The organism is Bacillus sp. LSHTCR4, from assembly GCF_057197025.1.
The window spans coordinates 258,101-270,749 of record NZ_JBXUNO010000003.1 but is presented as its reverse complement, the minus strand read 5'-3'; the positions used below and the strand labels follow the sequence as shown (position 1 = coordinate 270,749).

Annotated in this window: 9 protein-coding genes and 1 riboswitch; of the genes, 5 read left to right on the top strand and 4 right to left on the bottom strand. The window is 38.8% G+C overall.

Translation table 11 applies throughout. The features are described 5' to 3' along the window. Nucleotides 1-120: 120 nt before the first annotated feature. Complete coding sequence (lldP, locus tag AC2CGR_RS20965) at nucleotides 121-1,779, top strand: L-lactate permease (protein WP_029441019.1); 1,659 nt, start codon at nucleotides 121-123, stop codon at nucleotides 1,777-1,779. A 71-nt stretch (nucleotides 1,780-1,850) separates the two neighbouring features. After that, a riboswitch (TPP riboswitch) is annotated at nucleotides 1,851-1,966 on the top strand. Nucleotides 1,967-2,079: 113 nt separating this feature from the next. Beyond that, the gene (gene thiC / locus AC2CGR_RS20960; RefSeq protein WP_000814468.1) at nucleotides 2,080-3,840 is read left to right on the top strand and encodes a phosphomethylpyrimidine synthase ThiC; all 1,761 of its coding nucleotides are present in this window, start codon (nucleotides 2,080-2,082) and stop codon (nucleotides 3,838-3,840) included. 101 nt (nucleotides 3,841-3,941) lie between these two features. Here thiC and AC2CGR_RS20955 read toward each other — a convergent pair whose 3' ends face one another. From AC2CGR_RS20955 to cydA, 3 genes are all read right to left on the bottom strand, one after another. Continuing rightward, entirely contained in the window at nucleotides 3,942-5,300 is a 1,359-nt protein-coding gene (locus AC2CGR_RS20955) for an arsenic transporter (protein ID WP_087968714.1), read from the bottom strand. A gap of 327 nt (nucleotides 5,301-5,627) precedes the next feature. After that, the gene (locus tag AC2CGR_RS20950; protein WP_270184658.1) at nucleotides 5,628-6,653 is read right to left on the bottom strand and encodes a cytochrome d ubiquinol oxidase subunit II; all 1,026 of its coding nucleotides are present in this window, start codon (nucleotides 6,651-6,653) and stop codon (nucleotides 5,628-5,630) included. Next, nucleotides 6,646-8,001: a cytochrome ubiquinol oxidase subunit I gene (cydA, locus tag AC2CGR_RS20945; RefSeq protein ID WP_484481109.1), complete on the bottom strand. Its 1,356-nt coding sequence runs from the start codon at nucleotides 7,999-8,001 to the stop codon at nucleotides 6,646-6,648. Before cydA ends, AC2CGR_RS20950 begins: the two co-directional genes overlap by 8 nt. 232 nt (nucleotides 8,002-8,233) lie before the next feature. Here cydA and AC2CGR_RS20940 point away from each other — a divergent pair, with 232 nt between their 5' ends. Together AC2CGR_RS20940 and AC2CGR_RS20935 are read left to right on the top strand one after the other, a co-directional pair. Continuing rightward, on the top strand, nucleotides 8,234-8,401 hold the full coding sequence (locus AC2CGR_RS20940; protein ID WP_131101141.1) for an adhesin: 168 nt from the start codon (nucleotides 8,234-8,236) through the stop codon (nucleotides 8,399-8,401). Between the two features lie 94 nt (nucleotides 8,402-8,495). Continuing rightward, nucleotides 8,496-9,581: a transcriptional regulator gene (locus tag AC2CGR_RS20935; RefSeq protein WP_131101139.1), complete on the top strand. Its 1,086-nt coding sequence runs from the start codon at nucleotides 8,496-8,498 to the stop codon at nucleotides 9,579-9,581. Nucleotides 9,582-9,628: 47 nt separating this feature from the next. Here the strand turns inward: AC2CGR_RS20935 and AC2CGR_RS20930 are convergent, their stop codons facing one another. Next, a complete protein-coding gene (locus AC2CGR_RS20930; RefSeq protein ID WP_000421918.1) occupies nucleotides 9,629-10,513 on the bottom strand; it encodes a LysR family transcriptional regulator in 885 nt (294 codons plus the stop codon). Between the two features lie 135 nt (nucleotides 10,514-10,648). On the opposite strand from AC2CGR_RS20930, the gene AC2CGR_RS20925 reads away from it, so the two are divergent. After that, nucleotides 10,649-12,649, top strand: coding sequence for a YhgE/Pip family protein (locus AC2CGR_RS20925; protein WP_484481108.1), 2,001 nt, complete (start codon nucleotides 10,649-10,651; stop codon nucleotides 12,647-12,649).

The following is a 12,649-nucleotide window of genomic DNA, read 5'->3' as shown; positions in this document are numbered from 1 at the left end:
AAGTTGTTGAAAACGTTTTCTTAAACGTTTTTTTATTTTTAGGCTAAAAGGTATGATGACCTGATAGTCTATTGATGAGGTTATTCTATTTAAAAGGGGATTCTTTAGGGGGAGAGAACAATGAACACATGGACACAAGTTTATGATCCGTTCGGAAACATTTGGATTTCGGCAGCGGTCGCACTTATTCCGATTATCTTTTTTTTCTTAGCTTTAGCAGTTTTCCGCATGAAGGGGTATGTGGCAGGATTTATTACAGTTGTACTTACAATTTTAGTGGCGTTATTCGCTTATAAGATGCCGTTCACGATGGCAATGGCAGCAACTGGATATGGTTTTTTATACGGACTATGGCCGATTGCTTGGATTATCATTATGTCGGTATTTTTATATAAAATATCTGTGAAAACAGGTCAATTCGATGTGATTCGTGCATCTGTATTATCCATTACGAATGACCATCGTTTACTCGTTATTTTAATTGGATTTTCATTTGGAGCATTTTTAGAAGGAGCGGCAGGATTTGGAGCGCCAGTAGCGATTACAGCAGCGCTTCTTGCGGGTCTTGGGTTAAATCCTTTATACGCAGCAGGTCTTTGTTTAATTGCAAATACTGCACCAGTGGCGTTCGGAGCGATGGGAATTCCGATTACAGTTGCTGGACAAGTAACAGGTATTGATCCACATAAAATTGGACAAATGGCTGGACATCAATTACCGTTCTTATCATTATTTGTTCCATTCTTTATCGTATTTTTAATGGACGGGTTGAAAGGGGTAAGACAAACGTGGCCTGCTTTACTTGTAGCAGGTAGCTCATTTGCAATTACGCAGTTCATAACAGCGACATTTTTAGGACCAGAACTTCCGGATATTACGTCAGCCCTTGTAAGTTTAGTTAGTTTAGCGCTGTTCTTAAAAGTATGGCAACCGAAAGAAATTTATCAATCTGGGCAAGCAAATAGAGAAGTAGCTGCAACAACAGCGGCATCGATGCCAAAATTAACGTTAGGAAAAGTAGTAAAGGCATGGTCTCCATTTATCGTATTAACGGTTATGGTAGTGGTTTGGAGTCAAAGTTTCTTTAAAGCATTATTTGTTCCAGGAGGCGCGTTAGAAAGCCTTGTATTTAAGTTTGAAATTCCAGGCTTACACAATTTAGTAATGAAAGCTGAGCCTATTGTAAATAAAGCGACGCCTTACGAGGCAATTTTGAAGTTTGATGTATTATCAGCAACGGGAACAGCAATTTTAATTGCTTGTATCATTTCCATGTTTATTTTGAAAATGAGTGTAAAAGATGCAGTAGTAACATTTAAAGAAACGTTAAGTGAATTAAAAATGCCAATTCTATCTATTGGATTTGTATTAGGATTTGCATTTATTGCAAACTATTCTGGGCTATCTTCAACACTAGCATTAGCACTAGCAGGAACTGGCGGACTATTCCCGTTCTTCTCACCATTCTTAGGATGGATTGGTGTATTCTTAACAGGGTCTGATACGTCAGCGAATGCATTATTCTCAAATTTACAAGCAATTACAGCGCAGCAAGTCGGTGTATCTGAAGTACTTCTCGTTGCAGCGAATACAACGGGCGGTGTAACCGGAAAAATGATTTCTCCGCAATCGATTGCGATTGCTTGTGCGGCAGTTGGACTTGCTGGAAAAGAATCAGATTTATTCCGGTTTACAGTGAAGCATAGTTTGTTCTTCGTAATTATTGTTGGTATTATGACGTATGTACAGGCATATTATTTAACGTGGATGATTCCATAAGCGACAAAAGAAATAAACTTTGCATTTTTCAGATTATCGTGTATGATGGGAAAGTATTGAAAATTAAATCAGTGATAAACTAGGGGTGCCTAACGTATGCGTAGGCTGAGAGAGAAGCGCGTGAACTTCTTAACCCTTTGGACCTGATCTGGCTCGTACCAGCGTAGGGAAGTTAACGGCTTTACATAATGATGTCTTTTATGAGCCAGGTCCTTATTTTTTTATGGACCTGGCTCTTTTTATTTTGGCATACGCTGGCCATATCTCGTCCTTGTCACGTACAGGGGGGCAACAAAGGTTATGAAACAGTCTGTTTCAGCTGAGCAAATTGAATTGAAATCGAGTTTACCAGGAAGTAAGAAAGTGTATGTGGATGGACCACGAGAAGGTATGAAGGTGCCGATGCGTGAGATTGAACAAAGCGATACAAATGGCGTCCCGAATCCGCCAATTCGTGTGTATGATACGAGCGGTCCTTACACAGATCCTGCGTATAAAGTCGAGTTAGAGAAGGGGATTCCAACGCCGCGCCACTCTTGGATTCTAGAGCGCGGAGATGTAGAGGCATACGAAGGGCGCGAAGTAAAACCAGAGGATGACGGTGTGAAGGTGGCTTCGAAACACACGCCTGTTTTCCCGCAGATGGATCGCAAACCGCTTAGAGCGAAGCAAGGTGCAAATGTTACGCAAATGCATTATGCACGTAATGGCATCATTACGTCTGAGATGGAATATGTTGCGATTCGTGAAGGAGTAGAGCCGGAGTTTGTTCGTAAGGAAATTGCGGAAGGTCGCGCTATTTTACCAGCAAATATTAACCATCCGGAAGCAGAGCCGATGATTATTGGACGTAATTTCCACGTGAAGGTGAATGCAAATATCGGAAACTCTGCTGTATCTTCTTCTATCGCGGAAGAAGTAGAGAAGATGACATGGGCTACTCGCTGGGGTGCAGATACGATTATGGATTTATCTACAGGTAAAAACATTCATACGACGCGTGAGTGGATTATTCGTAACGCGCCTGTACCAGTTGGAACTGTACCGATCTATCAAGCGCTTGAAAAAGTAAACGGAATTGCAGAAGATTTAACGTGGGAAGTGTATCGTGATACGTTAATTGAGCAAGCGGAGCAAGGCGTAGATTACTTTACAATTCACGCTGGTGTATTACTTCGTTACATTCCAATTACTGCAAAGCGTACGACAGGTATCGTTTCGCGCGGTGGTTCGATTATGGCGCAGTGGTGTTTATTCCATCATAAAGAAAACTTCCTATACACTCATTTTGAAGAGATTTGTGAAATTATGAAGCAGTATGATGTTTCGTTCTCTCTTGGAGATGGATTACGCCCAGGTTCAATTGCAGATGCAAATGATGAAGCACAGTTCTCTGAGCTTGAAACACTTGGTGAATTAACGAAGATCGCTTGGAAACATGATGTGCAAGTGATGATTGAAGGGCCTGGGCATGTACCGATGCATTTAATTAAAGAAAATATGGAGAAAGAGCTTGATATTTGTCAGGGCGCGCCATTCTATACACTTGGGCCTTTAACGACAGATATTGCACCAGGTTATGACCATATTACATCCGCAATAGGAGCTGCGATGATTGGCTGGTTTGGAACGGCGATGCTTTGTTATGTAACGCCGAAAGAACATTTAGGTTTACCGAATAAAGATGATGTACGCGAAGGTGTTATTACGTACAAAATCGCTGCGCATGCAGCCGATCTTGCGAAAGGGCACAAAACGGCTCATCAGCGCGATGATGCACTTTCAAAAGCGCGCTTTGAATTCCGTTGGCGCGATCAATTTAATTTATCTTTAGATCCTGAACGTGCGATGGAATATCATGATGAAACATTGCCAGCAGAAGGCGCGAAAACAGCTCATTTCTGCTCTATGTGTGGACCGAAGTTTTGTAGTATGAGAATTTCACATGATATTCGTGAATACGCGAAAGAAAATGATTTAGAAACGACAGAAGCAATTGAAAAGGGAATGAAAGAGAAAGCGAAAGAATTTAAAGACACTGGTAGTCATTTATACCAATAACACGTTACACCTCTTTACTTGATTGATCACACTGTAGTACCTAACTTAAATATAGAAGAAGCCCGCTTTGCTAAGACGGTAGCAAAGCGGGCTTCTGTTGTTTATAAGGCGAAGAAGAGATGTACCCAATAGAATAAGAGGAATAATGTGACGACTGTTGTAAGTGGGATAACGATAAGGGATACACTTAAATAGTCTTTCCATTTTACTTTAATTTTGTTTTGTTTCAGGATATACATCCAAATGAGGGAAGCTAGCGTACCGATTGGTAATAATAGTGAACCGATGTCACTACCAATGATATTTGCGAGGTAGATAGTTTTTAATGTGACTGGATCTAATCCCATTTCTGTTAACGTAATGGTACCAATCATAAGTGCAGGGTGATTATTGAAGACATTGGAGAGGAGAGAAACGAGTCCACCCATTGCAAAGCTAGCATAAAGTAGATGTTGACTTACAACTGGTTCAAGCCATTGAACAAGCGCTGCTGTTAATCCTGCGTTGTGGAGTCCGTAAATAATGACGTACATAGAGAAGGCGAAAATTAAAATGTGCCATGGTGTCTTTTTCAAAATGTCGACAGGATTTGTTCGTAAGTAGTACCATCTCCAAATGAGAAGAACGAGTGAACCAAGTACTGCAACGATTTCAATTGGGATGGATAAGAAGGATGCAACGAATAGAAGACAGCGCATAAGGAAGACGAAACCCAATACTTTTAACATGAATCTTGTCCGTTTTTGTTTCGTATCAACAGAATTTTGTCCTTTTAACGGATGGAAGTTTTTCGTGAAGAATATTTCTTCGATATCATATGAAGAAACAGGTAATTTTTTCGGAAGTTTTTTCTTCAAAACCGTATACATAAGCCATGACATAAATAATAGTCCTAATGTTGCTGGTACAAACATCATAGCAGTATGCATATAAAGAGTCATATTCACGATATTTAATGCGATTAAGTTTACGATATTACTTACACCAATTGGCGCACTGGAAGCAGTAGCAATTAAAGCACCGCTTAATAAATAAGGGATTTGTTGATGTGGTTTTAATTGAAGATTTTTTAGGAGAAGAATTAAAATGGGAGTTGTAATTAAAATACTACCGTCATTATTAAATAAAAGAGTCATAAGAAAACATAATAATTGAATATACCAGTATAAACGGCGACCGGAGCCTTTTGCTAAATTTGCAAGTTTTGCCGCGGACCAGTGGAAGAAGCCGAAGCTTTCTAATATAACCGCCATAACAATGGTCGCTAATATTGTTATGGAGGCACCGCCAATTTTACTAATAATGTCCATGACGTCTGGTTTTGATACAAGTCCAGTAATCAGTATAATGCCAGCGCCAATTGCTGCCGGCCACGCCTCATTTAAACCGCGGGGTCGCCAAAAAATAACAATCATCGTTAAGAAGAATACAATAATAGTAATCCATATTTCAACGCTCATATTTTGCCTACCTTTCTATTTTTCCTTGAACAAGTAGCTTGTCTCAAGGTTTGTATTGGTAGTATATTCAGCAAAAAATAAGAAGAACTAGACGTATAATGGAATGAAACGAATATGTGTTTTTCAAGCTAAAGGACAAGTATCATGAATAGTGTAATAACTATTGTGATAGGAGTCTATAAATTGGTGGGGCGGTAGGATAGTAAATGAAATTTATATAGACAATCATTGAAATATATCAGCGATTTTTAAATTATATCAATTTATCGACAAAACATGAAAAAAGGAGCCCATCCCAAAATACCTTTTGGAACAGGCCCTACAATATTATTTTTCCTTCAAAAAAGTTCGATCCTTCAAGAATAAATTCCAGAAGAAAATAAATCCTGGTAATAAAATTGCGATCCCAATTGCATATAAAATAAGCAATGCATAGAATGTTTCGACCGTTGTAAAGCTTGTAAATACAGTTACATCAGGATAAATAATATACGGTAAATGCGCAACGCCGTAAGCATAACTTGCAAATGCATATTGAGCGACGACTGCTAAAACGGCAATACGAGGGTATCCTAGTGTGGCATACTTCTTGTTTGTCCACCAAAGAGAAGAGTACCCGATAACGAATAAAACGATAGAAACTGTAAACCATGTGAATTGCTTTATTAGCCCTTGCATAAGCCAGTGTGTTTCCGGATCCATTACAACGAGGGCAATAATCGCCGTAACGAGCGTTGCAGGACCAAGGATAATCGCGTTTCTTCTATAAATTTTATATGCATCTTCTGAACCTTGTTCTCTCGCAAAATCAGCAAGAAAGAGAGAGGAAAGAAATAGTTCAGAAGTTAGTCCGAAGAGCATGTAACAATAAATAACAGGACTAGAAAGAAGTTTTCCGTATAGGAGTACTTCTTTTCCTTCAGACATTGTAATATAGGCACCTTCTGTAACGGGTAAAACGGTAATTAATAGGGCTGGAATTAAGAGTCCTGTAATACCTGAAATAATACGAAGAAGGTGTTGGTACCTCGGCAGGGAATAAGCAAATACCATAAATGTACTGCGAATTGCCACGAGTACTAGAATTAACATAACGGGTACGAACATCACCGTTGCTAGGGTGAAAGCGGCTTTCGGAAAGAAACCGAGAAAAGCGACAACGACAAAGACGAGAAATGTATTTGTTACTTCCCAAGTCGGTGATAAGTATCGGTTGGCAAGCTTGGCAGCGAGCGTTGGATGTTTGGCGTATACCATGCCCCAAAAACCTGCTCCAAAATCGATGGACCCTAATATACTGTATACAAAAATAAGAGCCCATAAGATGATGATTGCAATACTTTCCTCATGCACGAGAATCGCCTCCTTCGTGATGTAAATCATTTGTAAGCGGATGTTTCTTAAAGAATGTTCGTAGCACAAAGACTGTTAAAATACCGAGTCCAATATATAAAATGATGAATAGAATAAATAAAGGACCGACAAAATCAGCGCGTGTAGAAGCATCTACGGTACGTTGCATACCATAAATGGTCCACGGTTGACGACCGCTACAGCTGAAAATCCACCCGAATTCAATGCCGAGCATCATAACTGGTCCACATGCGGCAGCTCCCCAAAGAAGCCACTTCGGTAGTTCTGTTCCTTTTTTTCGGTAAACAAAGTACCAATATAAGAGGGCAATTGCTGCAACTGCAAAGGTAAAGGCAGCAGTGCCGACCATTAAATTGAACAGTGTATGTGTGTAAAATGGTGGCCATGTTTCTTGTGGGAATTCCTTTAGTCCTTTTACGACGGTGCTAGGGTCTAGTCCCACTAGTAGGCTAAGCATGTTCGGGATTTCTAGTGCATAGTTTAGTTCAAGTGTGTTAGGATCTACAACGCCGCCAATTGATAACGGTGCATGTGATGTCGTTTCAAATAGAGCTTCAGCAGATGCCAGTTTTTCAGGAGAATGCTTATGTAAGGCAATTGCCGATTCGTGTCCCGAAAGCCACATCGTAGCACCTGTAATAAATGTCACGATGAGTCCTAACAGTAGTCCTTTTGTATGATACGCCACTTCACGTTCACTTACATTCTTCTTTAATAATTTAAATCCGGCGATAGAGGCAATGACGGCAGCTCCCGTTGCGTAGGCTGTAATCACAACGTGGAATGCGCTTGTGCCAAAACTCGGATTAAAGAAAGCTTTCCAAGGGTCAACGTTAAAAACTGATCCATCTGGCCCCATTGAAAAGCCCGCGGGTGTATTCATCCATGTATTTGCTGATGTAATAAGCACGGCGGATGCCGTGGCACCAATCATGACGAAGAATAGTGAGATTAATCTCATGAATGGAGGTAGTTTGTCAGCTGCATATACATAAATGGACATGAACAAAGCCTCTAAAAAGAAGGCGAAAATCTCAATTTGAAAGGGCACAGAGATAACTTGCCCAACAATTTTGGCAAAACCAGGCCAAAGAAGTGAGATTTGCACACCAACGATTGTTCCAGTTGGAATTGCTACACCGAGAAGGATGGCAAAAGCCTTTGTCCATCTTTTCGCCATAATGGCGTAGTCGGAATCTTTCTTCCAGTGATAGAGTATTTCACTTATAAAAATCATTAATGAAAGTCCGACACCAAGTGTTGCGAAGATAATGTGGAATGCTAGTGAAGAACCGAAAAATGCTCTTGCTAATGTTACCGTATCCATATGTAGACTCCTCTTCTTTTTTGCCATTATTTTCTGATTGAATTGGAAGATTTATTCAAAAAAACTACCAAAAATATATATGTATTTAAAAAGTGAATATGATAATATAATGTTGTAATATTTTGAATAAAAAGAAATATGTAGTTTCTCATGTTTTGTTTGTTTTTTTAGCGGGAATATTTTATAATCTTTTATGCGAACATAAGTTCTGTTTTGGAGTGGAGAAGTTTATGTGAAATGGAGAGGATGTTTTATGTATCCTGAAGTCATTAAAAAGATGGCATTTTCAAAAGAGCATAGAGATTTATTATTGAAGCTGTATAATAAAGAGATTACACGTAGTGAGTATGATCGACTCGTGGAATCGTTATATAGACCTTCTAAAGAGGCTTGTGAGTGATAGAGGAACGGGAGACAATCTAATAGGTTGTCTTTTTTACATTTACGTATGTTCTGGTAAAATTAAGGATAGCCTTACTAGGGAGGTGAAAAGTTTGCGGAAACGTATATATATAGTGATCGGAGTTATTCTTTTAATCGCTTTAGGTGGAATTGTATTTTGGTCAGCTCTGCAAGGAAACCGTACGGAACATTTTATTTTAAGACATATGGTGAATGAAAATGGAACGCTTGCTACATATCGTTTAGAAGATACAAAAGCAGGTACCGGTGAAGCGAAAGGCCGTGAAGCTTTATCGGAATCAGCAGGACTATGGCTACAATATACATTGGATAAAGACGATCAAGCGTTATTTGATGAACAAGTTAAGGTTATTCAAAATAACTTTGTACATAAGAACCAAATTGTTTTATGGAAAATCTCTGAAAAGGGAGAAATGCAGTCAGCTACAAATGCACTTATCGATGATCTTCGTATTATAGAACAGTTATATCGCGCTTATGAAATGTACAAGGAAGAGCGTTATAAAAACTTGGCAGATCAATTGAGTGATGCTGTAATTCGTTATAATAAGAAAGATAATTATTATGTTGATTATTATGATGCAGATGCAAGGAAACAAAATGATTTTGCAACAACGTCATATATAAATCCGCGCGCATTCTCCTATATGAAAAAGTATGGCAAAGTTTCTGCTGAGCAATATCAGAAAGTCGTTCAATTTTTAGCGGATTATCCAAGGCGTGGATGGGCATTCCCGAAAGAGTATAAAGCAGATGGTACATTTACGTACGACAAAGAAGTGAATCTTATTGACCAATCATACGTTGCATATCATCGTAGTTTAGGCGGCCTTTCATCAGATGCATATTTGGAATTTATAAAGAAGAAATTCCAGGAAGATGGAAAGCTATACGGTCGTTACAATTTAGAAACGGGAAAGCAAACTGTGAATTATGAATCTCCAGCCGCTTACGGATTAACGATTTTGTACGTACTACAAACAGGTGATACAAAGTTTGCAAAGGAATTATATGATCATATGGCCACATTTCGAAATGACAATGTATTTAGTAGATATTACGGTGGATACGTAACAGGCGAAAATAACAATACGCATATTTTTGATAATGTTTTGCCGCTTTTAGCTGAAATAGAATTAGAGAAGAGTGAAAAATAAAAGGTGCCACCCTATGGGGATGGCACCTTTTATTTTTGGATATCATTTTACGTCCTAATATTGGAGAAGTAATGAATCACGAATTCACGGAATTGCTGAGCGGTTTTCGATAAGTAACGTTTTTTTGACCAGCTTAAGCCAATCGTTCGCTTACAAACGGGTTCAATAATACGTAACTTATTTAATGCTAAAGTAGAGTTTTTTAATAAAGTTAAACTTGGGACAAAGGCGATGCCGAGGCCTTGCTTAATAAGGTCGCTAATCACAGTTGGTTCATCTACTTCAAAAGCGATATGTGGAGTGAAGCCAGCTTCTTTACAAAATTCATCTGTTAAGTGCCGAAATCCATAACCAGTGTTCATACTAATAAACGGTTCGTCCTTTACTTCATGCAGATATACACTTTCACGTTCTGATAAACGGTGGCCTGAAGGGACGACTAAGAAAATTTCTTCTGTAATAAGTGGTTCCCAAATAATCTCCTCGCCTTCAATTGGCACAGAAGAAATGCAAAAGTCAATTTCTATATTATCTAGTTGTCGTTTCATAGAAGGAGTAGATGCGAGAAATTGTTGGAATCGAACGTTAGGATGTTCTAGTAAAAAAGAACCGAGTAGTTCTGGTAATATTCTTGGAATAGAAACGGCCAGCGTAATAGAGCTTTGTTGTAAGTCAGCTAAATCTTTAATTTCTCGTTCGCCTTCACTTAATTCATGAAAAATGCGCTCTACTCGTTTTAAGAATACTTTCCCGAAAGAGTTTAATGTAATTTGTCGACCTTGGCGATCAAATAACGGGACGCCTAAGTCTTTTTCTAGTCTAGCAATTGTTTTGCTGAGCGAAGGCTGTGCGATATGCAATTCTTCAGCGGCTTTTGTCATATGCTCTAATCTTGCCACTGTCTGAAAGTATTTTAGTTGAAGAAGTTCCATTTTGACTCTCCTTTCAATAGACCAAAAGGAATGAATTGATAATTAAAGATGTATTATACAGTATGAAAGTGGACGTGTATAGTAAATCTGTTAAACCATTCTAATGGTGTTAAATTCGGAGAAGGAGTATGTTTCATGAAGGGAATTCAACTTATATTTAAAGATTGGAAAGCGATGTGGCACCATAAACATGGACGTATCGCTTTAATTTTTTTGTTAATCGTTCCTTTAATTTATTCAGGGTTCTTTTTAGCTGGATATTGGGATCCGTACGGACGATTAGATAAATTACCTGTTGCGATTGTAAATTTAGATAAGGGTGCTGCAATGGATGAGAAAACAATTCATGCAGGAGACGATTTTGTAAAAAATTTAAAAGAGAATAAGGAACTGGCTTTTCATTTCGTATCAGAAAAAAATGCTGATGAAGGGCTAAAAGAAGATAAGTACTATATGGTTGTTACGATTCCGGCAGATTTCTCTAAAAAGGTAAGTACACTTATGGATGAGAAACCAGAACCAGCACAATTGCAGTACAAAGTAAATCCGGGTAAAAACTTTGTAGCAGCGCAAATTGGAACGACAGCTGTTGAAAATATGAAAACAAAAATTTCAAATAGTATTACAAAATCTTATACAGAAGGTGTCTTTTCAAAGTTTCAAGACTTAGCACAAGGGTTGAATGATGCAAGTAATGGTGCTGGGAAGTTACATGAAGGAACGACAGATGCGAAAGATGGGGCAAATCAGCTCGCAGATGGTATTCATCGCTTAAGTGACGGGACATCAAAAGTGAAAGAGGGAAGTGACAAACTTGCTTCTAGCCAATCTGCCTTAACTGACGGAGCAAATGAGCTAAGTCAAGGAGCAACCTCACTTCATAGCGGTATGGAGTTATTAGCACAAGGTGAAAAAACCTTACAATCAGGGGTTAGTGAATTAAATGCTGGTACAAATGAATGGGTGAACGGAAGTGAGAAACTTGCTGAAGGGCAAGTGAAAGCGGACAATGCAGCAAATAGTGTAAAACAACAATTAGAAGAGTACGTGAAAAATCATCCAGAGGCGCAGCAAGACCCTGCTTTTCAAAAAATCGTTGCTACTTCTAATGGATTAGCTAAAGCAACAAACAGCTTAAATAATAGCCAGCAACAATTGACGCAAGGTGCAAAGAAGCTTGCGGATGGTCAACATAAGATGGAAGAAGGTATGAATACATTCGGAGTTAAGTTAAATGAAGCTACTGCTGGAACGAAAAAGATAGCAGATGGTGCTACAAATTTAGCTAGTGGATTTACGAAATGGGGAACTGGATTTACATCATTACAAGAAGGTGTAAATCAACTTGCGAATGGTGGAACAGAGCTGAATCATGGTGCTGATCAGTTAACGAACGGACTTGTTAAACTTGACGATGGTGCGAAAGAACTTTCTACGAAATTAGGAGAGGGCGCAGAGAAGATAGCGGATGTTCGCAATGATGATGCACGCAATACGATGTTCTCAGAGCCGGTTCAATTAGTGAAGTCAACAGTTTCTGATGTGCCTAATTACGGTTCAGGTATTGCACCATATTTCTTATCGCTTGCATTTTATGTTGGCGGAATTATGGCATCAAATATTTTACCGCTTGGCCGTAGACAAAATATGAAAGTAAGCGGAACGGTACATTTTATTAATAAATTAGGGTTAGTATATTTAATTGGACTGATTCAAGCATTACTTGTGGATGTGGTTGTGCTAGGAGTTATGAAATTAGAAGTTGCAAGTGTGCCACTCTTTGTTTTATCAAGTATCGTTATTTCCTTTACGTTCATGACGTTTATTCTTATGTTAGTAACGGTGTTTGGTCTTGTTGGAAAGTTTTTAGCGGTAACGCTGCTGGTCCTGCAGTTAGCGACGAGCGGGGGGACTTTCCCAGGAGAATTAAATATAGCTGTTCTTAGCAAGATTGGACAATTTCTCCCAATGTCCCATTCTCTTAGAGGATTGCAAGATGTGATTTCTTTAGGAGATTGGTCGCAATTACAAATGCAAATTTTAATATTGTTATGCTACCTCGTTGTTGCCGGCGGAATTGCTTGGATTACGAGTCATATTCAACATAGGGAAACGAATGTAGAACAAGTTTCTTAA

Coding starts and splice junctions, on each gene's coding strand:
- lldP (WP_029441019.1), top strand. CDS start 121: ATGAACACATGGACACAAGTTTATGATCCGTTCGGAAACATTTGGATT.
- thiC (WP_000814468.1), top strand. CDS start 2,080: ATGAAACAGTCTGTTTCAGCTGAGCAAATTGAATTGAAATCGAGTTTA.
- AC2CGR_RS20955 (WP_087968714.1), bottom strand. CDS start 5,300: ATGAGCGTTGAAATATGGATTACTATTATTGTATTCTTCTTAACGATG.
- cydA (WP_484481109.1), bottom strand. CDS start 8,001: ATGGATACGGTAACATTAGCAAGAGCATTTTTCGGTTCTTCACTAGCA.
- AC2CGR_RS20930 (WP_000421918.1), bottom strand. CDS start 10,513: ATGGAACTTCTTCAACTAAAATACTTTCAGACAGTGGCAAGATTAGAG.
- AC2CGR_RS20925 (WP_484481108.1), top strand. CDS start 10,649: ATGAAGGGAATTCAACTTATATTTAAAGATTGGAAAGCGATGTGGCAC.